The sequence below is a fragment of the Butyrivibrio hungatei DSM 14810 genome, from assembly GCF_900143205.1.
In the GTDB taxonomy this organism is placed as follows: Bacteria; Bacillota; Clostridia; order Lachnospirales; family Lachnospiraceae; genus Butyrivibrio; species Butyrivibrio hungatei.
Genome location: NZ_FRDH01000004.1, coordinates 403,816 through 429,738, shown reverse-complemented (window position 1 = coordinate 429,738; position 25,923 = coordinate 403,816). Strand labels below are relative to the sequence as shown.

General features: G+C 39.5%; 21 protein-coding genes. 5 read left to right on the top strand and 16 right to left on the bottom strand.

The features are described 5' to 3' along the window. Positions 1–84 precede the first annotated feature (84 nt). The 3 genes from BUA02_RS06065 to BUA02_RS06055 all read right to left on the bottom strand — a co-directional run bounded on the left by BUA02_RS06065 (position 85) and on the right by BUA02_RS06055 (position 2,434). Entirely contained in the window at positions 85–1,236 is a 1,152-nt protein-coding gene (locus tag BUA02_RS06065; protein ID WP_072701815.1) for a GGDEF domain-containing protein, read from the bottom strand. A 127-nt stretch (positions 1,237–1,363) separates the two neighbouring features. Continuing rightward, positions 1,364–1,633, bottom strand: a complete 270-nt coding sequence (locus BUA02_RS06060) for a hypothetical protein (RefSeq protein ID WP_072701813.1) — start codon at positions 1,631–1,633, stop codon at positions 1,364–1,366. A gap of 105 nt (positions 1,634–1,738) precedes the next feature. Further along, complete coding sequence (locus BUA02_RS06055; protein ID WP_072701810.1) at positions 1,739–2,434, bottom strand: YggS family pyridoxal phosphate-dependent enzyme; 696 nt, start codon at positions 2,432–2,434, stop codon at positions 1,739–1,741. Positions 2,435–2,539: 105 nt separating this feature from the next. Between BUA02_RS06055 and BUA02_RS06050 the strand changes: the two genes are divergently transcribed. After that, positions 2,540–3,421, top strand: a complete 882-nt coding sequence (locus BUA02_RS06050) for a PilZ domain-containing protein (RefSeq protein WP_072701808.1) — start codon at positions 2,540–2,542, stop codon at positions 3,419–3,421. Positions 3,422–3,469: 48 nt separating this feature from the next. Here BUA02_RS06050 and rho read toward each other — a convergent pair whose 3' ends face one another. The 5 genes from rho to BUA02_RS06025 form a co-directional block, all read right to left on the bottom strand. Beyond that, complete coding sequence (gene rho, locus BUA02_RS06045) at positions 3,470–4,918, bottom strand: transcription termination factor Rho (protein ID WP_072701806.1); 1,449 nt, start codon at positions 4,916–4,918, stop codon at positions 3,470–3,472. Between the two features lie 263 nt (positions 4,919–5,181). Continuing rightward, complete coding sequence (gene hflC / locus BUA02_RS06040) at positions 5,182–6,066, bottom strand: protease modulator HflC (protein ID WP_072701804.1); 885 nt, start codon at positions 6,064–6,066, stop codon at positions 5,182–5,184. 9 nt (positions 6,067–6,075) lie between these two features. Next, positions 6,076–7,026, bottom strand: coding sequence for an FtsH protease activity modulator HflK (hflK, locus tag BUA02_RS06035; RefSeq protein ID WP_071175829.1), 951 nt, complete (start codon positions 7,024–7,026; stop codon positions 6,076–6,078). Between the two features lie 123 nt (positions 7,027–7,149). Further along, positions 7,150–8,499 (bottom strand): NCS2 family permease, encoded by a 1,350-nt coding sequence (locus tag BUA02_RS06030; protein ID WP_207647706.1) that lies wholly within the window; start codon positions 8,497–8,499, stop codon positions 7,150–7,152. A 55-nt stretch (positions 8,500–8,554) separates the two neighbouring features. Next, the gene (locus BUA02_RS06025; protein WP_071175828.1) at positions 8,555–8,935 is read right to left on the bottom strand and encodes a CPBP family intramembrane glutamic endopeptidase; all 381 of its coding nucleotides are present in this window, start codon (positions 8,933–8,935) and stop codon (positions 8,555–8,557) included. A 386-nt stretch (positions 8,936–9,321) separates the two neighbouring features. On the opposite strand from BUA02_RS06025, the gene BUA02_RS06020 reads away from it, so the two are divergent. Further along, positions 9,322–11,298, top strand: a complete 1,977-nt coding sequence (locus tag BUA02_RS06020) for an ABC-F family ATP-binding cassette domain-containing protein (protein WP_072701802.1) — start codon at positions 9,322–9,324, stop codon at positions 11,296–11,298. 31 nt (positions 11,299–11,329) lie between these two features. On the opposite strand, the gene BUA02_RS06015 is transcribed toward BUA02_RS06020, so the two are convergent. The 5 genes from BUA02_RS06015 to BUA02_RS05995 all read right to left on the bottom strand — a co-directional run bounded on the left by BUA02_RS06015 (position 11,330) and on the right by BUA02_RS05995 (position 18,953). Beyond that, positions 11,330–12,532 carry an NADP-dependent isocitrate dehydrogenase gene (locus BUA02_RS06015; protein ID WP_071175826.1) on the bottom strand — a complete coding sequence of 401 codons (1,203 nt, stop codon included), beginning with the start codon at positions 12,530–12,532 and terminating at the stop codon, positions 11,330–11,332. 27 nt (positions 12,533–12,559) lie between these two features. Beyond that, positions 12,560–13,240: a GntR family transcriptional regulator gene (locus tag BUA02_RS06010; protein WP_071175825.1), complete on the bottom strand. Its 681-nt coding sequence runs from the start codon at positions 13,238–13,240 to the stop codon at positions 12,560–12,562. 16 nt (positions 13,241–13,256) lie between these two features. Next, positions 13,257–14,690: a 2-isopropylmalate synthase gene (locus BUA02_RS06005; protein WP_072701800.1), complete on the bottom strand. Its 1,434-nt coding sequence runs from the start codon at positions 14,688–14,690 to the stop codon at positions 13,257–13,259. Between the two features lie 149 nt (positions 14,691–14,839). Next, on the bottom strand, positions 14,840–16,729 hold the full coding sequence (locus BUA02_RS06000) for an EAL domain-containing protein (RefSeq protein WP_072701798.1): 1,890 nt from the start codon (positions 16,727–16,729) through the stop codon (positions 14,840–14,842). A 133-nt stretch (positions 16,730–16,862) separates the two neighbouring features. Next, positions 16,863–18,953: an elongation factor G gene (locus BUA02_RS05995; protein ID WP_072701796.1), complete on the bottom strand. Its 2,091-nt coding sequence runs from the start codon at positions 18,951–18,953 to the stop codon at positions 16,863–16,865. Positions 18,954–19,183: 230 nt separating this feature from the next. Here BUA02_RS05995 and BUA02_RS05990 point away from each other — a divergent pair, with 230 nt between their 5' ends. The 3 genes from BUA02_RS05990 (at position 19,184) to BUA02_RS05980 (ending at position 22,072) form a co-directional block, all read left to right on the top strand. Continuing rightward, positions 19,184–20,281 (top strand): prephenate dehydrogenase, encoded by a 1,098-nt coding sequence (locus BUA02_RS05990; RefSeq protein WP_072701794.1) that lies wholly within the window; start codon positions 19,184–19,186, stop codon positions 20,279–20,281. 14 nt (positions 20,282–20,295) lie between these two features. Next, positions 20,296–21,624, top strand: coding sequence for a 3-phosphoshikimate 1-carboxyvinyltransferase (gene aroA / locus BUA02_RS05985; RefSeq protein ID WP_072701792.1), 1,329 nt, complete (start codon positions 20,296–20,298; stop codon positions 21,622–21,624). Between the two features lie 121 nt (positions 21,625–21,745). After that, positions 21,746–22,072, top strand: a complete 327-nt coding sequence (locus BUA02_RS05980) for a hypothetical protein (RefSeq protein WP_072701790.1) — start codon at positions 21,746–21,748, stop codon at positions 22,070–22,072. A 46-nt stretch (positions 22,073–22,118) separates the two neighbouring features. Here BUA02_RS05980 and BUA02_RS05975 read toward each other — a convergent pair whose 3' ends face one another. The 3 genes from BUA02_RS05975 to BUA02_RS05965 all read right to left on the bottom strand — a co-directional run bounded on the left by BUA02_RS05975 (position 22,119) and on the right by BUA02_RS05965 (position 25,813). Continuing rightward, positions 22,119–23,852, bottom strand: a complete 1,734-nt coding sequence (locus tag BUA02_RS05975) for a GGDEF and EAL domain-containing protein (RefSeq protein WP_072701788.1) — start codon at positions 23,850–23,852, stop codon at positions 22,119–22,121. Between the two features lie 85 nt (positions 23,853–23,937). Beyond that, positions 23,938–24,825 (bottom strand): NAD(+) diphosphatase, encoded by an 888-nt coding sequence (gene nudC, locus BUA02_RS05970; RefSeq protein WP_072701786.1) that lies wholly within the window; start codon positions 24,823–24,825, stop codon positions 23,938–23,940. Positions 24,826–24,838: 13 nt separating this feature from the next. Beyond that, a complete protein-coding gene (locus BUA02_RS05965; protein WP_072701784.1) occupies positions 24,839–25,813 on the bottom strand; it encodes an AraC family transcriptional regulator in 975 nt (324 codons plus the stop codon). Positions 25,814–25,923: the final 110 nt, after the last annotated feature.

The following is a 25,923-nucleotide window of genomic DNA, read 5'->3' as shown; positions in this document are numbered from 1 at the left end:
ATGAAATTTATCTACGCTATAGCAATACTTTCCGCCTTTATTTTGGCAGGTATTTTGATCAACTTTATTTCCTCTTTGTTCTGATCAATATGCACCTGTTTTCTTTTGTTTGTACAGATCAGAATCTGCTCTCGCGATAAAGGCCTGAAGAGAAATAGGTGCCTGATAATCGTACTGAGCAATACCAACACTAACTGAAATGTCATAGGCAGTACCGAAGGTTTCTGACAGCCTCTGTACGTTATGCTTGATCTGATCAGCAAGCCAGGTTGCTTCTGCTCTATATGACATCTCTGCGATTATCACGAACTCATCTCCGCCATATCTGGATAAAAAAAATCTGCTACGTGGACCCTGGCAGGTCTCCTTGATCGCATTTGCAACTCTAACAAGCGCTCTGTCGCCTTCTAAATGTCCAAAGGTATCATTTATATTCTTGAGCTTATCAATATCAACCATTAAAAGAAATAGTGAAAGTCCAGGCTCTTCTGATCTCATCTTCTGAGCAAGATACTTATACATCTGATTCTTGTTATTGATCTGAGTAAGTGGATCAAGGGAGATCAGATTGTCTGTTGATGTGATATATACATAGAGTACTGCTGCTACTGCTCCGTAGCATAAAAGAGGTACTCTCCAGTATCTTGCCTGCAGTGCACCAAGCAAGATAGGGGTAATAGGAAATACTCCTATCATGAAATAGATACTCCTGTCGGTATATCTGTCGCGGTTAAAGGCTCTTACAAAAGCCTTTATTGAAGCAGCGATCATATAGCCAAAAGGAACCACGATAAGTATGAGATAGAGCTTGCCACCAACAAGCTTGTTGTTCTCATCAACATAAAATACAAGTCCAGTCTTGTAAGCAGTAAGACAAAGCGCTCCAGATATCCATACAGGAATGCTAAGAAGCACTCTGTTGACAAACTTCTCAACAAAAGTGTCCTGCTGAAGAGTTTCAGACAAAACAAACCATATATACGACGCCACACTTAGCAGCATATATGTAAATATGTTGGATAAATATAGAAGCGGTCTATTACTGGTGATCACTCCGCCATCAACGAGAGCCCAGAAAATCTCCGCAATAAAATAGAGCATCAAAACAAAAATGACGTCTCCAAGATATACTTGAGAAAGTTGTTTATTTACACCTTTTGCAATCTTATATAGTAATATTGTCAGCAAGAAAATGCAGGCAATATGAGCTTCTACATAATAAAAAACATACCCCAAAGTTTTAAAACCTCCCACCACCGGCATAGTATAAATTCTAACATAAAACGTTTAAGTTGTAATAAAAAAGCGGCAGTTTTTATACATTCTTAAGAATTTAAAAAGTGAAGTCCCAAGGACTTCACTTTTATACTCCATCTGCAATTGCTTTCAAAGCATCAAATTCTGATTCATATACACCCCCCATTGCCTCAAGATCTTCCCATGTATACCAGGCACCGCTAAGCTGCACTCCCCTGATTGAAATATCCGTCGCAATAACCATAAACGGTTTATGATTAACAACAATATATGCCGTTCGATTCAGGCCAAATGGAGTGACAAAAACGTGGCCAGTCTCTATTAAATGATTTATTTGATCTAAAGATAGATCTTTAGATAATGGCATTGTTCTCAAAATTCAACTCTCCATAAAATATTGCTATCCAATAAAAAAACACACCAGCAAGTATAAAATTATTATACTCTCTGGCGTGTTGCGTGTAAATTCGTTTATATTTATTTAAGATTTGGTATAATCTCTTTCTCCGAAGATACCTGTACCAACCCTTACAAATGTAGCGCCTTCCTCGATTGCCACCTGATAATCCCCTGTCATTCCCATGGAAAGAGTATCCATATTGACGCCAGGTATGTTCTCTGCGTTGATCTTATTCATAAGCTCTCTAAGTCCCTTAAAATATACCCTGTTACTCTCAGGATCTTCTGTATAAGGGGCGATAGTCATAAGTCCTCTGATACGAATATGCTCTCTATCGCTGATCTCACGGACAAAACCAAGTGCCTCATCTGGAGATAAGCCAAATTTGGTATCTTCATGAGCCATATTTACTTCGATCAGTATGTCTGCCACAAGATCATGCTTGGCAAACTGCTTCTCTATCTCGTCTGCAAGCTTCACATTATCAACTGAATGGATCATGCATACCTTTCCAGGAAGGTATTTAACCTTATTAGCCTGAAGATGGCCTATCATGTGCCAATTAAGTGGCTCAGTTATTTCTTCTGTCTTGTCTCTGATCTCCTGAACTTTGTTTTCTCCAAAGGTCTTTATACCATATGCCATAGCCTCTCTGATATCTGAAACAGGCTTCGTCTTACTAACTGCAATAAGTGTTACTTCGCTTCTATCTCTTCCTGCTCTTTCACAGGCCTTTCTAATGTTTTCTTCAACAAAATCTAGATTTTCTCGAATCATCTGCGCTCCCTAGCTGTCAAAAAGCTCTTTCTTTTTCTTTATTTTTTGTTTGGCTTATTATATCATATTTATTGAAAGAAAGTATCGGTATGAGGGGTTAGTATCATGAATGTCAATGACATTTCCAATGGCTCAATAGTCAAAATATATGCAGCCATAAATGGCCACAGCATTGTTATCATGACTGAGGCTATCTTTGGCGTCTCTGCAGGACTCATCGTTAAACCAATGGAATACTTTGGTAAATACATGCAGTTTTTGGAGCCTTCACAGGTTCAGATCCGCAATAAGAGAGACGGCCGTGTTTACAAGTTCATGTCCACTACTATTACCCCTGTAAAAACAAGATATGGTAACTTTCATCTCATAAGATGTTCATCCAAGCTAGAGCCGGAGAACTCCAGAAGAGCCGAAAGATTCTACATTGAAAAGCTAGGTCTTATGTCTGTAAACGGCAACAATTTGGACCTCAAGAACTGTATCGTTCATGACCTTTCCATGAGAGGCATTTCTCTTATCATTGACAAAAACACTACTCTTAAGCCTGGTGACAAACTGGCTGTAATGTTCAGATATGGTGCTTCTTTACACAACTACGAGATCAATACTGTTGTAGTCAGAAACTTTTTCCTTGATCAGAAAAAAGCTGTCGGATGCAGTATTTCCAATGTAAGCGTTGATCTTATTGGTCTTTTATCACAAAAGAAGCATGAAAAATACACTAAGCTTGATGAAGTACCTGCAACCGATCTCAACCCTGATATTTCAAAGCAGCAGCAGATCATGGAGGTTGAAGAGGACCTTGCCAAGAAGATGATCCCAGAAAAGAAATCATCTCTCAACATTTCTTCTCAAGGTACCAATCCACTAGATCCCGCAAATCTAGAGCACATCACAGACAAGACTCTTCGTCAAAAGAAACGTGAAGAGCGCATGGAGAAGCAGGCAAAAGAAATTGAAAATCTATTAGATCTTAGAGACGTATAAAAAGGGTTGTCGTAAAATACGACAACCCTTACTTTTTAATTTCTTTTATCAGAATCTGATCTGCTTTTCTACCATATGAACAAATTCAACGTTGTTTCTAGTCTTAGAGAAGAGGTTGATGCACTGATCAACTGCATCGTCTGCCTTCATACCATTGAAGCCCTTTCTCAAGCCGTTGATAGCTGAGAGCTCCTCTGGTGTAAGAAGAAGGTCTTCTCTTCTGGTGCTGGACTTTGGAATATTGATAGCAGGGAAGATTCTCTTTTCCTGAAGTTTTCTATCAAGAACCATTTCCATGTTACCTGTTCCCTTGAATTCCTCGTAGATAACGTCATCCATCTTGGAGCCTGTCTCAATAAGAGCAGTTGCAAGAACTGTAAGGCTTCCGCCCTCTCTCATATTTCTGGCAGCACCAAAAAATTTCTTTGGCATATGTAAAGCTGCCGGATCAAGACCACCTGAAAGAGTTCTTCCTGAAGGAGGAACTACTATGTTGTAAGCTCTTGTAAGTCTTGTGATGGAGTCAAGAAGGATAACAACATCCTGTCCGTGTTCAACAAGTCTCTTAGCTCTCTCCATAACCATTTCAGCTACTCTCTTATGATGCTCAGGAAGCTCATCGAATGTAGAGTAGATAACTTCTGCATTTGGTCCTTCTACTTCTTCTTTGATATCTGTTACTTCCTCTGGTCTTTCATCGATCAGGAGAATGATAAGATGCATATCTGAACTATACTTAAGGATTGACTTGGCAACCTCTTTAAGAAGTGTTGTCTTACCTGCCTTAGGAGGAGATACGATCATACCTCTTTGTCCCTTACCAATTGGGCTGATAAGATCCATGATCCTCATGGCTACTGATGAGCCAGGTTGCTCAAGCTTGATCCTTGAGTTAGGAAAGATAGGTGTCATCTTTTCAAAATCCCATCTGCCGCTTGCAACTTCTGGCTTATAACCATTTACTGTATCAAGTCTTGAAAGAGCTGCAAACTTATCTGTCTCTTTTTTGGCTCTGCATCTACCTCTTAAGATATCACCAGTCTTTAAATTAAACTTTCTGATGATACTAGGCGCGACATATACGTCATTCTCACCAGGAAGGTAGTTTTCACATCTGATAAAGCCGTATCCATCCTGCATAACCTCAAGGATACCATCAGCGCTATCGCCATCAGCCTCATCAAATTCTTCTTCTCTAGGCTCAGACTTCTCAACCTTTTCAGTTCTAGGTCTCTCTGCCTTGTCAGCATCTTCATCTCTTTTGATAGTCTTAACTACCAGATTCTTGTGACGAACAGGAGCTTTCTTTTCTTCTGATGCAGAAGCTTCAGTCTTTTTATCTGGCTCTTTTGCAGTGCTTGCAGCTTCCTTTTCATCCATCTCACACATAAGGTCAATTATCTCTGACTTCTTAAGTGTTGTTGCTCCTTTTATTCCCCTTCTCTTTGCAATCTCACGAAGGTCACTTAATTTTAAGGTCTCATACTTTTCTCTCAAATCAATCTCCAATCTACGGAAAAGCCCGTTAACAAAATCATTTTATCTACAATATTCACGCCATAATTTTTTCTGGGAAATATAAATGACTGCACCAAAAGATGCATTTAAATAAAACACTAGAAAAATATTAACTCTTTTTTATAGTAGTAAAATACAACATATAAATAAAAAAATCAACTATTTCATTTACTTTTTTTGATAAAGCAAAAAAATAAGAGGCTACAGAAAACTGTAACCTCTCTACTGTTCTGGGTTTTCAATCAATTAAAATTTCCATACAGAATTTTTGCCAGCTCTGAGTTTTTATCAAGAACTAATGTCTTCTCACCCACAAGAGATTTCTTTAGAGCATCAAGGCCTCTTATGTAACTGTAAAACTCTGCTTTATCTTCTGTGTCATATGCCTTTGACAATGTCTCCATGTATGCTGACTCACCTTCAGCTTCAAGAACTGCTGCATTCTTCTCAGCTTCAGCCTTGATGATTGCAACCTGTTTGTCTGTTTCATTGTGGATCTTCTGAGCTTCAGCATCACCCTGAGCGGTATAGGAAGCTGCGATATTATTTCTCTCTGAGATCATTCTCTCATATACAGCCTGCTTGTTGTCATCTGGAAGATCAAGAGCCTTGATCTGAGCCTGAACTACAGAGATTCCGTAGCCTTCCATATCTGAATTTGCTTCCTGGGTAATTAGCTGTGTAAGCTGCTCGCCCCTTGCCTCTATGACTTCGTCCTGAGACATGGATGAGATAGCATTCTTGGTAGCATTGTAAACAGATGCTTCAATTCTCTCTTCTGCTCTAGCCTCAATAGCATTAAGAGTCTGAACGTACTTAAGAGGATCTTCTACCTTCCAGATTACATATGTATCTGTGATCATGGACTTTTTGTCCTTGGTGATAACATCTGATGCTGGAATATCATAAAGTATCACCTTTGCTGTGATCGACTGTGTGCTGTCAATGAAAGGTGTCTTAAAATGAAGACCTGGCTCCTTGGCAATTGCAACGATCTTTCCAAATCTTCTGACTGTAACATACTCATTCTGATGAACGATGTATGTTGATGATCCAAGTATAATTGCAAAAACTATGAATAATCCGATTATTAGATAACTAACAAATCCGCCTTTTTTCTTTTCCATATTAACTCCTTAACCATTAAAGCTATCAAGTGGTAACATCTGCTGAGTAGTTCCATCAGTAATAATAACCTTGAGTTCTGGAAGAAGGTCTTCCATTGTCTCATAAAAGAGTCTCTTCTTGGTTATATATGGCTGAAGTTTGTACTGCTCATACATTTCATTAAATCTAGCTACCTGACCTTCAGCTTCTGCGATTCTGGCCTGCTTGGCTGCTTCCGCATCCTGAACAATCTTATCAGCAGCAGCTTCTGCCTTAGGAAGTTCCTCGTTCTGATATTTCTTGGCGTTATTTACTGCTGTTTCTTTGCCCTGCTTGGCTGTCTCAACTGACTTAAATGCCTGAACGATTTCTTCTGTTGGTGGCTCAGCATCCTGAACGGAAATGTTAACTACCATAAGTCCGATATTCTTGTCTGCAAGTTCCTTCTGAAGTGTCTCTTTGACCTCAGACTGAATCTGTCCCTTAGCTGTAGTAAGAACATCATCTACAGCATATTTGACTACTGTATTTCTGATGCAGGCAAGTGCCATGTTCTTCATGATGGTTTCTGGGTTCTCACTGTTGTAATATGATGCAACAGGATCACTTACTTTGTATTCAAGGTAAAAGTCTATATCAACAAAGTTGAAATCAGAAGTGATCATCACTCCCTCATCATCTACTGTTATATTCTGACCATCCTTGATAACATAGCCGATTCCAATACCATGAGTAGTCATATCAACAAGATGAACCTGCTGAATGAATGGAACTTTAAAATAAAGACCTGCGGTGTCTACTCTTACAACCTTACCAAACATAGTAAGGATAGCCTGTTCCTGCTCTTTTACAGAGTAGAAGCTTCCGCTAAAAAGGCTTATAGCAAAAATGATAGCGATTACTATTAGCACACTTTTAAAACTAAACTTCTTTTTTACTTCGTTAGCATAAAACTGCTTGTTTTTCTTATTCCCTAACATATAACCTCTTTTCTTTCATAAGAATATATTGTTACATAAAAACACTTTTTTAATTATACACAATCGCCCTATGGATAGTAAATATCCATAGGGCGATTGAAGTTATTATTCTCAGTTATCAAATTACTGGAAGTTTGTAATAAGAACAATGATTCTTGCTACGAAGAGTACAAATACTCCCCACATGATAGGACTAACATCCTTTGCCTTCTTTGTAGCAACCTTAAGAAGTACCCAAGCAAGTACTGCAAACATGATACCTGTAGCGATTGAATATGCAAGAGGCATCATAACTACTGCAAGGTAAGCACCAACTGCATCTGCAATATCTCCATCAAACTTAACCTTAGAGATACTCATAAGCATAAGCATACCAACATAGATAAGAGCTGGAGCTGTAGCAAATGAAGGAATTGCAAGGAAGATTGGGCTAAGCACGATTGAAACAAGGAACATGCAACCTGTTGTGAAAGCTGTAAGTCCTGTTCTACCACCTGCTGCAACACCTGCACTTGACTCTACGAAACTTGTTACTGTTGATGTACCAAGAAGCGCACCTACTGTTGTACCAACAGCATCTGCAATAAATACCTGACCAACTCTTGGAAGATTTCCATCTTTATCAAGAAGTCCAGCCTTATCAGCTACGCCTACAACAGTTCCAACTGTATCAAAGAGATCTACATACAGGAAGCTGAATGTGATAGCAATGAACTGAATAAGGTGTGAGAATGCCCATCCAAAGTTAAGCTTGAATGCTGTCTCAGTAATTCCACCTAGCTGAAGTCCATTTGAGAAATCTGGGAAAAGATTTGCTGCAGTGTATGCACCACATGCCTGAAGAATCATACCAATGATCCAGATGCTGATGATACCGATAAGAACACCACCAGTTACATTGTAGTGAACAAGAACAGCGATGATGATAAGTCCGATAAGTGCAAGGTCCATATCAAGATCTGAGAAACTGCCAAGTCCTACGATCGTAGCATCATTTGCTACGATAATGTGAGCATTCTGCATACCGATGAATGCAATGAAAAGACCGATACCAGCTGAGATACCATACTTAAGGTTCTGTGGAATGCTGTTAATGATCTGCTCACGGAACTTGAAGAATGAAAGAATAATGAAAATGATACCCTCTACAAATACTGCTGTAAGAGCGATTGTAAATGGATTTGCCTCATTTGCAAGCTCGCCAAGGCATACTGTGTATGCAAAGTAAGCGTTAAGTCCAAGGCCTGCTGAAAGACCGATAGGATAGTTTGCAAGAAAAGCCATTACGAAAGTTGCAATTGCTGATGCAAGGGCTGTAGCAACAAATACACCGCTTGCGTTCATTACTGTTCCCAGGATATTAGGGTTAACGGCAAGAATATAAGCCATTGTAAGGAATGTAGTAAGTCCCGCCAATACCTCCTGTTTAACAGTAGTCCCGTGTTCTTTGAGTTTGAAACACTTCTCCAACATCTTTTTTTCCTCTCCTTTGAAAAAAAACATTTATATTGTTATTAACACTAAAGACTTATCTGTTGAGGATACGTCCCACAGTGTACACAACCTCATATATATTGTCATAAAACTCAAACAACACATGTGCCATAACGGATATATAAATATTCTTGGTAGCAATGTACGCGATAGTCACCGGAAGAGCCATGATGACCCACTCTAAGATCCCCAAAGGGCCATGTGCTCTTGTGAGCGCGCATAATACCAGGCTGATAAGCGTAAATATAACTGTCTGTGACTTACTATCAAAAGAAATAAGAGCCTTTCTGAAGAAAAACTCTTCAGCTACAGGCTTCATAACTATCATCATAAGTGCATAAAAAAATGTAGGGATAAGATCGTTGTGAACAATAATACTAACTGTGCCCTCTTCCAGATAAAAGGAAAAGTTCATAGATAAATATTCTCTTAGCTGACTTGCAAGGAAAAGACCTGCCCAAGTAAGTATGACCGGAATCCAGAACTTAACTGGTCTCCCAAAATTCTTATATAATTTTCTGAATGAGAATTGTTTGTAAATGAAATAGAAATATATCAGTAGTCCTAAATAAAACCCAAAGAATAAGTGAAAGGCCTGTTTAGGCAGTATAAATGTCGCTATAACAAAAGCCAATTCCCAAATTAATGGTAAATATAAACGTTTCAAAGCACTCTCCTTTGTTTATTAAAGAAATACTTCATTTATTATAAATATATGCGTTATATAGGTCAATCCTCTTTTACATATTAAATGTATCATGCTAAAATGTTTTGTCAGACAAAGAAAAATGGAGTTAAATTATGATCTTATCAGTACATAATCTATGTAAATCATTCGATGGAAAAAACATTTTAAAGAATGCCTCTTTCCATATTGAAAATAACGAAAAAGCTGCAATAGTCGGTATCAACGGTGCAGGAAAGACTACACTTATCAAGATGATAATAGGTGAGCTATCTCCTGATGACGGAGAAGTTACCTTCTCAAAGGGCATCACCTGGGGGTATCTTGCTCAGAATCAGAATATCGATACTACAAACTCTATCATGGACGAGCTTACAGAGGTTAAAAGAGACATCATAGAGCTTGAAAAGAGTATCCGTGAAGCTGAAGAAACCATGAAACATGTATCAGGCGATGAGCTCACAGATCTCATGAACAGATATACCCAGATGAACGAGAAATTCCAGAGAGAATCCGGATATGCGTGGAAAAGTGAAGTTCTTGGAGTAGCTAAGGGTCTTGGCTTTACAGAAGAGGAATTTGACAAAAAGATAAGTAACCTCTCAGGTGGCCAGAAAACCAGAGTTTGTCTTGGTAAGCTTCTGCTACAAAAGCCTGACCTTATCATCCTTGATGAGCCTACAAACCACCTTGATATGAACTCTATCAGATGGCTTGAGAACTATCTTCTAAACTACAAAGGATCTGTTCTTATCGTATCTCACGACAGATACTTTCTTGATAAGATAGCTGGCAAGATCATTGAAGTTGAAAATAAAAATGTCAGTTCTTTTACCGGCAATTACAGTACCTATGCAGTAAAAAAAGAACAGGTACGCGCCACACAGTGGCACGCTTACATGAAACAGCAGCAGGAAATCAAGCATCAGGAAGAAGTTATTGCAAAGCTTAAGAGTTTCAACAGAGAAAAGTCCATTAAGCGTGCTGAGAGCCGCGAAAAGATGCTTGATAAGATAGAGGTTCTTGATAAGCCTATCACTATCGATGACAGGATGAAGATATCCTTAAAGCCAATCTGTGAAAGCGCAAATGATGTCCTTAGTGTAGAGGGCATCAGCAAATCCTTTGGTAATGAAAAACTCTTTTCTGATATAAGCTTCGAGATCAAAAAAGGTGAACATGTAGCCATCATAGGTGACAACGGAACCGGCAAGACTACAATGCTCAAGATGATAAATGGTGTAGAGTCCCTTGATGGAGGCAAGATTGAACTTGGCGTTAAGGTTCACATCGGCTACTACGATCAGGAGCATCATGTTCTCCATGATGAAAAAACTCTTTTTGAAGAAATTTCGGATGCCTATCCAACTCTTAACAACACAGAGATCAGAAATACTCTTGCTGCTTTCCTGTTTACAGGAGACGATGTGTTTAAGAGGATTGGTGATCTTTCAGGTGGAGAAAAAGGCAGAGTCAGCCTTGCCAAGCTCATGCTTTCAGATGCAAACTTCCTGATCCTCGATGAGCCTACAAACCACCTTGATATCACAAGTAAAGAGATCCTGGAAACAGCAATCTCCGGTTATGAGGGAACTGTCCTTTATGTAAGCCATGACAGATACTTTATAAACAAGACAGCCACAAGGATCCTGGATCTCACCCACGGAACTGTTGTAAACTATATCGGTAACTACGATTACTATATGGAGCACGCTGATGAGCAGAATAACAGGCTGTTTGGAGAAAGCGCAGATCTAAGCGGATCCTCTCTTGCATCTGGCAGCTTTAAGTATGAATCATCTAATATTGCAGCTACTCCTACCCCAGTAGCTGCTACTACAAATGCAGGTGCTGCTGACTGGAAAGCTCAAAAAGAAGAACAGGCAAAAAGACGTAAGCAGGAAGCTGCTCTTAAGAAATGTGAAGAAGAAATTGCAAAGCTTGAAGCTAGAGACTCAGAGATAAATGAACTTCTGGCAGATCCTTCAATCGGAACTGATCTGGCTAAGCTTCGTAAACTTTCAGATGAACAGGCAGAAATACAAGACAGATTATCAACTCTCTATGATGAGTGGGAAGCATTATCAATGTAAAAAAGAGTAGCCAATTGGCTACTCTTTTAATTTACTTATTAAACTCCTCGGCTATTGCATCCAGGAACTCTTCACTTCCAAGCTTGACCGGATCTGGCAGCGTTGTGATAAGAGCAAGATCTCCAGTCATACGTCCTGACTCGATAACTGATAATGTTGCCTTTTCCATCTTGTCAGCCCATGTACAAAGCTCTTTTATTCCATCAAGCTCTCCTCTCTTTCTAAGGGCTCCAGTCCAGGCAAAGATCGTAGCTACCGGATTGGTTGATGTTGGTTCTCCCTTAAGGTACTTGTAATAATGCCTCTGAACAGTACCATGAGCAGCTTCATACTCGTAAACGCCTGTTGGTGAAACAAGTACTGAAGTCATCATAGCAAGTGAACCAAAGGCTGATGATACCATATCACTCATAACATCACCATCATAGTTCTTGCAGGCCCAGATAAATCCGCCCTTTGACTTCATTACTCTTGCAACTGCGTCATCTATAAGTGTATAGAAGTATGTGATACCAGTCTTTTCAAATTCTTCTTTGAACTCTGTCTCAAATACTTCGTCAAAGATCTCTCTAAATCTTCTATCGTATGTCTTGCTGATAGTATCCTTTGTTCCAAGCCAAAGTTCTTTTTTCTCAGAAAGAGCATATTTGAAGCAGGCTCTTGCAAAGCTCTTTATTGATGAATCCTTGTTATGGATACCCTGAATGATACCAGGCTCATCAAATTCATGAATAGTCTCTCTAACTTCAGTTCCATCAGCTCCTGTAAATACTAGCTCTGCCTTACCAGGGCCTGGAACTCTGATCTCAACGTTCTTATAAACATCGCCATAAGCGTGACGTGCAAGTGTAATAGGGCTTGTCCATGTGCGAACATTTGGCTCTATTCCCTTTACCATGATAGGAGTACGAAAAACAGTTCCATCAAGAATAGCTCTGATAGTACCATTTGGACTCTTCCACATCTTCTTGAGTCCGTATTCCTTAACTCTCTCATTGTTAGGAGTTATGGTTGCGCACTTAACAGCAACTCCATATTTTAAAGTAGCATTGGCACTGTCTACAGTTACCTGATCATCAGTCTCATCTCTATGCTTGAGACCAAGATCATAATACTCACTCTTAAGGTCGATATATGGCAGGATAAGCTTATCTTTGATCATCTGCCATAAAACTCTGGTCATCTCATCGCCATCCATCTCGACGATAGGGGTTGTCATGTTGATCTTACTCATACTCCAAGGCTCCTTTGTAAATAATGATTAGTCGAACATTTCCAAGAGTCCCTTATCCACCATATTCTCATAGGCATTGATCATATGCTGATTAGCAAGTTCTTCTGCCTTATCCGGATTCTTTTCCTTGATTGCTTCCATGATGAATTTGTGCTCTACGTTGGAAACTGCTCCTCTACTGCTAGAAAGAGTCTTTTGTCTAACTCTCCAAACGTACTGATGATAATCCTTGAGAAGATGCTCAAGCATCTTGGAATTACATGATTCGTATAATATGTTGTGGAATCTGTTATCAAGCTCAGCCATCTGCTCCATATGTCCTCTGGCAGCATGGAACTCAGCAAGATAAATATTCTCTTCCATCTCCTCAAGTTGTTCCTCTGTAATGTTGTCGCAAGCCCATCTTGCGCAGAGACCTTCAAGCTTAGATCTGATCATATAGATATCTTCGATATCCTTGACCTTGATTCCAGTGACATAAGCTCCTCTGTTAGGAATTATCTGAATAAGGCCTTCAAGCTCAAGCTGTCTGAAAGCCTCTCTTACAGGAGTTCTGCTGACTCCAAGTTCCTGACCGATAGCTACTTCTTTGAGTTCTTCATGGTCCTTGTATTTGCCGTTTAATATGTCTTCTCTGATCCTGTGGAATACACGCCCTCTCAGAGAATACTTGTCTGTAACTTCCTGTTTTAAATCCTGATTTTCCATGTCTCTCCTTCAGTCTTTAAGAAACTGCTACAATCTCTCCCTCTTTGACAACAATTCCAAGCTCTTTGCTGACACTTTTTATCTCACTTACAAGCTCTTTATCAGTCATTACTGTGACTCTTCCATTAGCATACTCGTTATCAACCCACTCTTTTATCTTGGCTACAAGTGGTGATGACTTAGAAAGAGCATGCTCATCCTTGAGCCTGTAATGGATATTGATCCAATGAGCTATACCTGCAAGTCCAGATGTATTAGATACTGCACTTACTGGTGGTCTTCTAAGGAATTTGTCTGTATCAAAAATGTTATAAATCTCTTCATTTTTCAAAAGACCATCTGCATGAATTCCGGCTCTTGTAACATTGAAATTCTTGCCTACAAATGGTGTGTTAGCTGGTACTGTAAAGCCAATCTCTTTTTCGTAGTACTCTGCAAGATCTGTGATGACTGTAGTATCCATACCATCCAAAGTACCTTTTAATTGGGCATATTCAAATACCATAGCTTCAAGTGGCGTGTTACCTGTTCTCTCTCCGATACCAAACAATGAAGTATTAACGGAAGAACATCCATAAAGCCACGCTGTTGTCGAATTTGTAACAGCCTTATAAAAATCATTATGACCGTGCCATTCTATGAGTTCGCTTGGTACACCTGCGTTTGTGTTGATCGCATAGATGATACCCTGAACACTTCGTGGAATAACTGCACCTGAGAAGTTTACTCCATATCCCATAGTATCGCAAGCACGAATTTTGACCGGAATGCCATATTCATCCTTGAGCTTCATAAGTTCTACGCAAAATGGAACTACAAAGCCATAAATATCTGCTCTTGTAATATCTTCAAGATGACATCTTGGGCTGATTCCTTCCTCAAGGCAGGAACGTACAATACTAAGATAATGCTCAAGTGCCTGTTTTCTGGTCATCTTAAGTTTCAAGAAAATGTGATAATCAGAGCAGGATACCAGGATTCCTGTTTCCTTCATTCCAATCTCTTTTACCAGCTTGAAATCCTCTTCACTTGCGCGGATCCAACTGGTAACCTCAGGGAACTCATATCCCCTCTCCATGCATTTATAAACTGCATCTCTGTCGCTCTTACTATAAAGAAAGAACTCACTTTGCCTGATCATGCCATTTGGACCACCAAGCTTATGAAGCATATCAAAAATATCTACTATCTGTTTGGTAGTATATGGTGCTCTGGACTGCTGTCCATCTCTGAAAGTGGTATCTGTTATCCAGATATCCTTTGGCATGTTATGTGGAACGATTCTGTCGTTAAAAGGAATCTTAGGAACTTCCTCATAGGGAAACATATTTCTGAATACGTTAGGTTTTTTGACATCATCAAGAATATACATGTGCTCTTCGATCTGGAGCAGATTATTCTTGTTGTTCATGGTTACAGGTCGATTCTGAAATGCCGATACTTCGCTCATAATTATTTCCTCACCTATGATAACAATGACTTTGCGTATAATTGTATACAATCATACCAACAAAGTCAAGGAATAAAATTTAATAAGCTAATTGATTAAAGCGATAAAGAGTCAAGGACAAAAAAGAGTGAGTTTTATATGACTCACTCTTAAAAACTGCTTTTCCTTGTAAAATACTTCTTTATTTCTTCTATTGGCTCTGGTTTGGCATAATGATAACCCTGAACATACTCAAATCCATGATCAACACTATACTGATTCTGACATTCATCTTCTACACCTTCAACCAGCGTAACAAAGCCGTTCTTTTTGAAAACTTCTATCATATAAGTAACGATATCGTCCATCTTGTCATCATCTAGTGCCTTATACAAAAGAGTCTTATCAAACTTTATAGTCTTAAACGGACAGTTCATAACCCTTTCTAAAGATGAATAACCCGTTCCAAAATCGTCCAGATAGAACTGGATTCCCTGATTTGTAAGCTCCTGCATATTTCTGGTGGCAATATCGTAATCCTCAAACATTGCTGATTCAGTAACTTCCAGCCTTATATTTGATGGATCAAAATCGTACTGGCCGATGATCTCCATAAGGTCGTCAAACATGTTAGACTGAGACAGCTCTTTTGATGAAACATTTATAGAAATAGCATCAAAATCGTAGTAATCCTCAATTATGCTGATCTCCTTGCAGACCTTTGTAAGCATGATGCAGGTCAGAACATGTATAGCACCCATCTGCTCCGCGATAGATATAAAGCTGTCTGGATAAATTAGCCTATCTCCAATTTTAAGTCTCATAAGAGCCTCGGCAGCTCTAAAAGTTCCTGTTCCTACGCTGTAGATTGGCTGAGCATAGACAACAACTCTCTCATCATCCATATCCTGTCTTGCTTTGATATCCTTTAATACCTTAGATATCTCATAATGCTCTGCAAAATCATCATAGTCCTGAGGCTTAGTCACATAGAAATGACTGCTGTTCTGCTCTTCAAATCTGCGTCCTACAAATCCAAAGAACTGTCTGACCTTTAATACATTGTCTAATTCAGGTATTACCTTGCCTGAAACCAGAGAATAATTAAATGGAATATCCATATTGATCTTGGCTGCTTCAAATACGCCGCGAAGCCTGTCTATGTACTCAAGAGCAGTTTCGTCATCAACATCCTCGATGACATTTATATACTTCTCATCATCTATCTTGTAGATCCTTATCTTGTCACTGATGGCTTCGATATTTCTAAATATTGCCGTTCCTTTGTATATCATTCCATTATCAATATTGATGATGTTCTCAATATCAGGCATCTTCAGATATGCACATGCAACGTAGATATTCTTTTTTCCAAGATATTTATCCAAATGCACATCCAAAGCATACTTACTCTGACAGCCTGTGATCTCATCATATGGAATACAGTGGAACAGGAAAAATCCAATAGCCATCACCGGCACGTAAGTTGTTGATGAAAAGATAAAATGGCTGGTTCCTACTGTAATAAACTGAGTTATGAGGATTACCATGTCTAAAGGTACAAAAATACATACTGAATGCCAGATCAGTCTGCTGATATCCTTTTTGTTGTTGACTGTGGCAATAAAGCAGGCCACAGCACAGACCATACCAGCTGCAATGTAGTACCTTACAAAGTGAGTAATATCAATTCCATTTAATTCAAAGGAATACAGGCCACTTGCTGCCATCTCAAAAATAATACCAAGCACATAAATTATAGAAAGAACTATATAAAGAGTAATGAATTCTTTCCTCTGGCTGCGCCTCACAATAGACATCATATTCACATAAGCAAATATACAAAACAAAATACCATTATATGTGATCAAAAATGCAATAAGCAAAAACGCAAAAACATACTTATTATAGAAATCCTCCGGATTATTAGCTACCATCACGATGGTCATCTGAAGCATCGATGCAATTATAGCTAATATGGTACCGCCCAAAATATACCTATATCCGTAAGTCTTTTTGGGCTCCGTATAAAACATCACAAAAAGCAGGAGCTCCGCCATCAGGAGTCCTGCTACTTCACCTATATAGTTATATTGTAAAAATCCCTCGATCATATTTTTATATTAACACAAAAGGGTCAAGACCATACACAAAAATTTGTAAAACCCCTCCGTTTTACCGGAGGGGTTCCAATTATTCTTCGGCGTTTGCTGCCGCAACTTTTTCAGCTCTTTCTGTAACTTCTTTGTTCTGGACATCAGATGGTGCCTGCTCGTATCTTATAAATTCATACTCGTATTCACCGCTACCACCTGTCATGGAACGAAGCTGTGTGTTGTAACCGTAAAGCTCCATCATAGGAATTTCTGCTTCGATGACCTGCTTTCCTGTAAGGGAAGGATTCATTCCAAGAACTCGTCCTCTTCTCTTATTAAGATCACCCATTACATCACCAGTGTAGCTGTCCGGAACTGTGACTTTAAGTGAAGCTATAGGTTCAAGAAGTACTGGTGTTGCTTCCATGAAGCCCTTTTTGAAGGCATTGGACGCCGCAACCTTGAAGGCCATTTCTGAAGAATCAACTGGATGATATGATCCATCATAAAGAACTGCCTTAACACCAACTACAGGATAAGCTGCAAGAGGGCCTCTTAGAACTGACTCTGCAATACCCTTTTCTACAGCCGGGAAGAAGTTCTTTGGAACTGCTCCTCCTACTACTTCCTGATCAAATACGTAAGGAGTTGTAGGATCACCTGATGGTTCGAAACGCATCTTAACGTGTCCATACTGGCCATGTCCACCTGTCTGCTTCTTGTACTTGTATTCTACATCAGAGTTCTTTCTGATAGTCTCTCTGAATGCTACCTTTGGCTTAGTAAGATCGATTGCAACCTTGTATACGTTCTGAAGCTTACTCTGAACAATTTCAAGATGCATATCGCCCATACCATAAAGAAGTGTTTGACGGTTCTCAGAATCATTGACAACTCTTATGGTCTGATCCTCAGCAGCTATCTTGGCAAGTGACTGAGCGATCTTGTCGATATCACTCTTATTCTGTGCATGATATCTCATTGCTGTGTATGGCTGTGAGATATCCATCTTAGCGTACTGGATAGGTGTAGCCTTTGTTGAAAGAGTGTCACCTGTAGCAACATCAAGCTTCTGAAGAGCACCAAGGTCTCCGGCATGAAGCTCAGGAACTTCAGTTGTCTTGTTGCCCTGAAGAACATAAAGTTTACCGATCTTAACCTCCATGTCTTTTCCTGCAACAAACATCATATCATCTGGTTTTAAGACACCTGAACGAACCTTGATAAGTGAATACTTACCAATGAATGGATCGATCATTGTCTTAAATACGAAGGCTGTCTTTGGCTTTGAGAAATCAAAGTCAGCTTCGAAGATCTCATTAGTATTAGTATTGATACCAGCCATTTTACGATTTTCAGGGCTAGGCATATACTTAACGATATCATCAAGAAGTGTGTAAATACCCTGGCAAAGAGTACTTGAACCCATCTCGATAGGTACGATGGTTCCGTCACAAACATTACCACGTACAGCAGCTCTGATCTCAGCTTCTGAGAATGTATCACCATTAAAGTATCTGTCCATAAACTCTTCTGATGTCTCAGCAACTGATTCTAATAGAGTATCACGGAAAAGTTTAAGGTTTGCCTGGTTGTAATCAGGAACCTCACATTCCACAACCTCTTTTCCTTCCCACTTAAAGCCCTTTTCCTGGATAACATTTACATATCCAACAAACTTCTCATTCTCACGGATAGGCAAATTGAAAGGAGCCATCTTCTTTCCATACTTGTCGGTCATATCCTGTACAACCTGTCTGTATGAAACAGTATCAATATCCATATCAGAAACAAATACCATGCGAGGGATCTTATACTTTTCGCAAAGTTCCCATGCCTTCTCTGTTCCTACCTCGATACCAGCCTTACCTGAAACAACGATAATAGCTGCATCTGCAACACTTATTGCTTCTTCTACTTCACCAACAAAATCAAAGAATCCAGGAGTATCCAGAATATTGATCTTGTGACCATCCCACTCGAGAGGGATTGAAGAGGTGCTGATAGAAAACTGGCGCTTCTGCTCTTCTTTATCGAAGTCACTTATAGTGTTACCATCTTCTACCTTCCCCATTCTTGATGTAAGTCCGGCAAGATAAGCCATCGCCTCTGCTAATGTTGTCTTACCAGCGCCACCATGTCCAAGCAGTACCACGTTTCTAATCTTGTCAGTTGTGTAAACGTTCATATCTTGTCCTCCAGTCGCTTTAATTTGGGTAAAATGTATGAGATATGATACAGGTCCCCAAAAAACTTATAAGTACATTTTACTAAAATACGTGCATCAAAACAAGTATTGTAGTTTATTTTGCACAAACAATTGTGAATTCTTTGTTTCCTGCCTTAATATTGATTTTCGTACATTAAAGTGTTATAGTGAATATCTAGAACATAAGCTTTTTAGGGGGTTCTTCAAAAATGTCTTTTAAAAGATTTGGATTTATAGGCCTTGGACTGATCGGCGGCTCCATTGCAAGAGCTATAAAAGATACTCAGCCCGATTCCTATATCCTTGCATATACACCACATAAAGAGACTGTAGACACAGCTCATGAAGCAGGTATTGTAGATAAGCCTCTTTATGAAATTGGAAGTGACTTTAACAGCTGCGACATCATCTTTTTGTGCGCTCCTGTTGAGATCAACAATGAAAATCTCGAGAAGCTAAGGCCATTTTTAAGCGCAGATACTCTTATAACCGACATTGGCAGTGTAAAGAACGGTATCCATGAGAAGGTAAAAAAGCTGGGACTTGAAAAACAGTTCATCGGCGGACATCCAATGGCTGGAACAGAACGTATCGGCTTTAACAATTCAAAGGCCAGTCTCTTGGAAAATGCTTACTACATTCTCACAAAGACTGATGATACTGATGAAACCAAGCTTTTAGAATACAGAGACCTGGTCAAGAGTATTGGTGCGATTCCTATCATTGTTCCATTTTTGCAGCACGACTATATAACTGCAGCCATAAGCCACGTTCCTCACGTGATCTCAGCTTCACTTGTAAATCTGGTTCACGACAACGACTCAGAGGATCAGCTTATGAAAACTATTGCAGCAGGCGGTTTTAAAGACATTACCAGAATTTCCTCTTCTTCGCCTGTTATGTGGCAGCAGATCTGCACCACAAACTCTTTTAACATTTCAGAACTGCTTAGCAAATACATAGATTCGCTCTATGATATCAAACTTGCCATAGATGAACACGATGAAGAAAAGCTCCTTGAATTCTTTGGAAATGCCAGAAACTACCGTGAGTCCTTTGCAGAGACTTCAAGTGGTCCTATTCCTCAACAGTTCACAATTCATGTGGATATTGCGGACAAGCCTGGAAATCTCGCCAAGGTAGCAACTCTTTTATCAGATCATTCTATAAACATCAAGAACATTGGAATCGTACACAATCGTGAATATGAGCGAGGTACACTTCGCATAGAATTTCACAACAGTCAGGGCAAGACAGATGCTCATAAAGTACTGACAGACAACGGGTACACTATTCAAAACAGCTAATACCGGAGGATATCATGATCTCATTATTAAAAGCTCCTCACCCACTAAAGGGTAATGTTTATGTTCCAGGAGATAAGTCAATATCTCACAGAAGCATAATGTTTGGCGCTCTTGCCAAAGGCACAACAGAAATAACAGGCTTTCTTGAAAGTGCAGACTGTCTGTCCACAATTGACTGTTTTAGAAGGCTTGGTGTCCACATTGACCATACCATAAGGCCTACAAATGGCGTTCCCAAGATCACTGTTCACGGAAATGGTCTTCATGGCCTTACTGCTCCATCAAGAACTCTTTTTACCGGAAACAGCGGAACCACCACCAGGCTCATGTCAGGTATCCTGGCTGCACAGCCCTTTGACTGCAATATCACAGGTGATTCATCAATTGAGAAAAGACCTATGAAAAGAATCATCGAGCCCCTCACCCAGATGGGAGCTGATATCAGTTCCATCATGGGAAATGACTGTGCTCCTCTTCACATAAACGGTGGCAAGAAGCTCCACGGCATAACCTACAGAAGTAAAGTAGCTTCAGCTCAGGTTAAATCCTGTATTCTCCTTGCAGGTCTCTACGCCGAGGGAGATACAGTTGTATACGAACCAGCGCTTTCCAGAAATCACTCAGAGATCATGCTCTCTGCTTTTGGCGCAGATATTCACAACGAAATCGCAAGAGATGGCAGTGCAGCTGCTATCCTGCACCCTGGCACAGAGCTTAGAGGCATGAACATAAATGTCCCAGGCGACATCTCTTCTGCCGCCTTCTTCATTGCCGCTGCCCTTGTAGTTCCTGGATCAGAGCTTGTTATAAAGAACGTTGGAATAAATGAGACAAGAGCCGGCATCATCACTATCTTCAAACAGATGGGCGCCGATATTACTCTTGAGAACATCAAAAAAGACGGCGAGCCTACAGCAGACATCGTTGTAAAATACAGTGAGCTTCACGGAAATCAAAATGGAATCTTTGAGATTGGAGGCAAGGATATCCCTACTCTCATAGATGAGATTCCAGTAATTGCCGTAGTTGCCGCTACCGGTGACTTTGAGACCATTATCAAGGATGCTGGAGAGTTAAAAGTAAAAGAGTCTAACAGAATTGACTCAGTTGTAGAAAACTTAAAGGCTATGGGCTGCGATATCGAAGCAACTGACGACGGAATGGTGATCCACGGTGGCAAGCCTCTCCAGGGAGCTGATATAAACTCATATAATGATCATCGTCTTGCCATGAGTTTTGCTATTGCTTCACTTGCCGCAAATGGAACCACAAGGATCCTTGATGAAAGCTGCGTAAATATCTCATATCCTACTTTTTTTAACGACCTGCAAAGCCTTTTCTAAGCATTTTTTATATTGATAAATTTATTATTAAATTCCTTTTTTCGGCGACATTATTAATATTTTTTTGATAAAATATATTTGTCATTGAAAATACAAAAAGCAGAAAGAAGGGATGTATTAAATGGCTGATAGATCAGATTTAATTAACCAGCTTGCTGCATCTATGGGAGCAGGCGATTTTGCACAGACCAAATATGAGGAGTCTCGTTATGATCCGGAGACTGGTACCCTTTATTGCAAAGGAATGGCTATTTCAGGAAGTGTAGCCGAAAAGGCCATCAAGCATTTTGAAGTACTTGAAAAGAAATGCGATCTCGATGATCCTAATTCAAGACAGATGGCCATGATCTACAGATGCGCCTCTGAATCCATCAAGATGATGCAAAATCCAAGAGTTATGGAGGCTATCCGAAAGGAAGCTGAAAATAATACATTGTTTAACGATTAAAAATATGGACATGACCAACGGCCATGTCCTTTTATTTTGCTTAGTTTTATCCAATTTTTTCCCAGGTTATACCCTTTTGTTTGGTAAAAGCTCTGGTCTCATCCATGATCATCGGCTTTCCAAAGTAAAATCCCTGTGCTCTTTCGCATCCAGATCTTTTAAGGAACTCGTAGTGTTCCTCTGTTTCAACGCCCTCGCATAGAGGAGATACTCCAAGGGCCACCGCACCTTTAAAGATAAAGTTCATGAGCTGACCGGTTCTTGGGCTATTGTCATAGTTTCTAAGGAACACCAGATCAAGCTTTAATACATCAAACTCATAGTCTGCTATGGTATTAAGTGATGAATAGCCACTTCCAAAATCATCTATCCAGATATGATATCCCTTATCTCTTATTCTCTTACACTCATTCTTAACAAGTCCTGAATTATCGTTGAATGCACTCTCTGTGATCTCTATATCCAGCATATTTCTAGGCATTTCACATGGAATACGAGCTTGTTCAAGAGCTTCAAAAACATCGCATATCTCAAAATCAAGTCTAGAAACATTGATAGAAACAGGAACAATGCACTCTCCAGCTTCTTTAAGCTTCTTGTAATCCTCGCAGACCTTCTTCATAACAAAGGTATCTACAAGATGTATCAAATGAAACTGCTCTAAAGTTTCAATGAAATCTCCAGGATTTAACATTCCAATGTTTGGATCCATCCACCTTACAAGCGCTTCATATCCGCAGATCTCACCAGACTTAACTCTTATGACCGGCTGATAAAAGACCTTTATATATTCCTTCTGTATCGCTTCTTCGATGTGATCAACTACATACTGCTGCTTTCTTAATTTTTCTCTTAAAATGTCGTCGTATACACAGTAATAAAGGTCATGTCTTCCCTTTATGCTGTTGCAGGCAAGTCTAGCATGGTCACAGGCAAGCCCAACTTCCGCCCTGACATCATCAAGGAAATATATTCCCGCCTTGATCCTTACCTTCTTGTTAACATCCTCAGCAAGAAGCATCTTTTTAAATACTAATTCAACCTTTGAAAGTATCTCATCTCTGCTTCCTGTAGCGCAAACCATAAAGTGGTCATCTGAAAATCTGGCAACAGTAGCTCCGGTAAAGGTATCCTTAATTTTTTTTGCAAGATCGCATAACAGTTCATCGCCCATCTTAAATCCTAGGCGCTCATTATAAAGTTTGAAATTTGGAATATCAAAATAGATAAAGGATACGTCTTTTCTCCTTCCCTCTGGTGAAGTCAGCATATTCTGAACAATATGGTAAAAGAAGGACATGGTAAATAGACCGGTGAGCTTATCAGTCTCCTTATTTCTAGACAAAAGCTCAGCCTCAGCAAAAGAATTTCTACTATTGTTAAAGAATTCGTTCTGATCAACGTCTACTATAAAAACGAAAAAGTAGCTCTTTCCATTGATAGAATGAAGAAGGTGTCCAAAGTCTTCAATGAATCTAACGTCTCCTGTTTTTGTCTTGATTCTGTATCTTACGTAGTCATGTCTCTTTTCACCAAAGATAGTCTGAGCCTTGATAAGAGTCTCTATCTTCTGTAGGTCTTCATCCAGGACCATTCCTGTAAAAGAGCCGCCGGTATACTCGATAAATTCTTCAAAAGTATTGCACCCAAAAAGATCTATGACATTAAAATCTGCAAAGACGATATGTTCGTCTCCTTCAACCTCATAGACAAAAAAGCCGCCTGGCAAATTTGTTGGAAGTGAACCGCACACTTGTGTATCAAAGAATTCTTCTCTCATAGTTTTCCTCCTACGAGATAAACTCCATGCAATACTTCGTGAAACTATTTACATTATATCATATATTTTTGTGTGAACTTTTTGGTTATACTTTTTTAATAATCGTACCTTCGTACCCCTTTTCCTTGAAAAGAGTCATCATTTCATTGGTAAGGCTGTATTCAAGAGGCTGAAGTTCAATATCACAAGGGCTGACCCACTCTGCGTATTTAAGCTCAGACTCATCCATTGTAATAGTCTTGTTGCCTGTAACATCGCAGTAAAATCCAACCAGTATGTCACTGGCAATGCCCCAGGGCTGCGACTTATAGTATCTTACATTTGTAACCTCAAGACCTATTTCTTCCATTACTTCACGCTTAACAGTCTCTTCCAAAGTCTCACCTATCTCAGTAAAGCCTGCTACAAGGGCATTTAACGCAAAACCTCTTCTGTACTTAGTCAGAACTATCTTATTACTTTCTTTATCCGTAACTCCTATGATCACAGCCGGATTTATCCTTGGATAAATGATGTTTCCGCATTTTGGACAGATCCTTGCCCGTTCCTTCTGATGAAACTCGTTTTTACATCCGCACTTTCCACAAAAGGCAGTAACCTTGTACCACTCGTCAAGCTGAAAGGCTGTGAATACAGCATATACATAGTGCTTTGGTAAAAGATACTCTGTCCTTATATCCTTCATGTTATAAAAAGAAAAGCCAGAAGCCTTGACCTCTCCTTCTTCCTTCTGAAGGTATAAGTAAAAATCCTCATCAGCCACATTGAACAGATATATCAGTTTGTCTCTATCTATGGCCTCAAAGTCTTTTACCTTTGGAAAAGAAATGCATTTAGTATCTGCATTAAGTAATGCAAGTACCTCTTTTCCTTTTGCTACATCGTTATATATAAGTACAAGATCTTGGTCAGTAGCTCTTTTACCTGGTCTAAATTCGTTGTATAAGTGATATGGTCTGATATCCTGAAGCATAACTAATCTCCTGTCATGTATTTAATCTATAGTCTCTTGGACTCATGTGGTACAGTGCCCTAAAAGCCCTGTGAAAATAGCTTGTGTTCTCATATCCAATAGAATATGCAATATCCGTCACCGCAAGGCTCGTGTTCTTTAATAGGTAACATGCCTGACTTAGTTTCTTTTCTATTAAAAGCTCCTTAAAGTTTTTGCCGGTATTTCTCTTGATCATACGACTCATGGTGTAAATGTCAACATGATTTCTCTCAGCAAAATCAGATAATGAAGCCTCCTTGTACTCGGTCTCCATGTAATTAAGCAGCTGAATCATAAGGTTCTGCTCATAGGAGCTTCCCGAAACCTGGATCCTGTCTGTATAGTCCAAAAGATTCAGGAATAAGAGTTCCATAGTAGACTGGCTCAAGGTCCTCCTGTTATTTGGACCTGTGAGCATGATCCAGATCAAATTTTCCATAAGATTCTGAATAGGAATTACACTGGCCACATCAAAATACAGGTAATTACCGCCCATATCCTTGTCTGTAAGACAGCTGATGATAAAGTCTAAAAGCGCACTGGAGGTGCCCTCAAGCTTATTTAAGATGGAGTCAAAAAATTGAGGTAATATGATAAAATTGACTGCGATATCATCTTTATCCGCAGGGAGTATCTCCTGCCTTGCATGCTGGTTCATAAAAAGAAGATCCCCTTCATGCAAAGTAAGACGCTGACCATCTATGATGTGCTTGGTCGAGCCACTGCACATATATACAAATTCAACGAAGTTATGGGTGTGCTCAGGGAAATGGATGAACCTGGTATGAGGCCTTATATCAATGAGTTTGCCCCTTGCCAGAAGAAGTGACGCGTCTACCTCATTTTGTCTGGACATAGAACCTTCGCTCTTGTAATAAAGGCTTCTATTGATATCCTGACTTCCAGCCAGTATCTCTTTTTCCTCATCTGTAATTAAAGAAAGTTGTTTAAGTAATTTCTTATCCATGTTCCAATTCTATCATAGTTTCGCAAACAAGGACGTAAATTTTCTCAAATAGGGACCTATAACTGCAAATTAAGACACTTTACAATATCCCTATATTCAAAAGAAATATC

Coding starts and splice junctions, on each gene's coding strand:
- BUA02_RS06055 (WP_072701810.1), bottom strand. CDS start 2,434: ATGATTCGAGAAAATCTAGATTTTGTTGAAGAAAACATTAGAAAGGCC.
- BUA02_RS06050 (WP_072701808.1), top strand. CDS start 2,540: ATGAATGTCAATGACATTTCCAATGGCTCAATAGTCAAAATATATGCA.
- hflC (WP_072701804.1), bottom strand. CDS start 6,066: ATGGAAAAGAAAAAAGGCGGATTTGTTAGTTATCTAATAATCGGATTA.
- hflK (WP_071175829.1), bottom strand. CDS start 7,026: ATGTTAGGGAATAAGAAAAACAAGCAGTTTTATGCTAACGAAGTAAAA.
- BUA02_RS06030 (WP_207647706.1), bottom strand. CDS start 8,499: ATGTTGGAGAAGTGTTTCAAACTCAAAGAACACGGGACTACTGTTAAA.
- BUA02_RS06025 (WP_071175828.1), bottom strand. CDS start 8,935: ATGAACTTTTCCTTTTATCTGGAAGAGGGCACAGTTAGTATTATTGTT.
- BUA02_RS06020 (WP_072701802.1), top strand. CDS start 9,322: ATGATCTTATCAGTACATAATCTATGTAAATCATTCGATGGAAAAAAC.
- BUA02_RS06015 (WP_071175826.1), bottom strand. CDS start 12,532: ATGAGTAAGATCAACATGACAACCCCTATCGTCGAGATGGATGGCGAT.
- BUA02_RS06010 (WP_071175825.1), bottom strand. CDS start 13,240: ATGGAAAATCAGGATTTAAAACAGGAAGTTACAGACAAGTATTCTCTG.
- BUA02_RS06005 (WP_072701800.1), bottom strand. CDS start 14,690: ATGAGCGAAGTATCGGCATTTCAGAATCGACCTGTAACCATGAACAAC.
- BUA02_RS06000 (WP_072701798.1), bottom strand. CDS start 16,729: ATGGCGGAGCTCCTGCTTTTTGTGATGTTTTATACGGAGCCCAAAAAG.
- BUA02_RS05995 (WP_072701796.1), bottom strand. CDS start 18,953: ATGAACGTTTACACAACTGACAAGATTAGAAACGTGGTACTGCTTGGA.
- BUA02_RS05990 (WP_072701794.1), top strand. CDS start 19,184: ATGTCTTTTAAAAGATTTGGATTTATAGGCCTTGGACTGATCGGCGGC.
- aroA (WP_072701792.1), top strand. CDS start 20,296: ATGATCTCATTATTAAAAGCTCCTCACCCACTAAAGGGTAATGTTTAT.
- BUA02_RS05980 (WP_072701790.1), top strand. CDS start 21,746: ATGGCTGATAGATCAGATTTAATTAACCAGCTTGCTGCATCTATGGGA.
- BUA02_RS05975 (WP_072701788.1), bottom strand. CDS start 23,852: ATGAGAGAAGAATTCTTTGATACACAAGTGTGCGGTTCACTTCCAACA.
- nudC (WP_072701786.1), bottom strand. CDS start 24,825: ATGCTTCAGGATATCAGACCATATCACTTATACAACGAATTTAGACCA.
- BUA02_RS05965 (WP_072701784.1), bottom strand. CDS start 25,813: ATGGATAAGAAATTACTTAAACAACTTTCTTTAATTACAGATGAGGAA.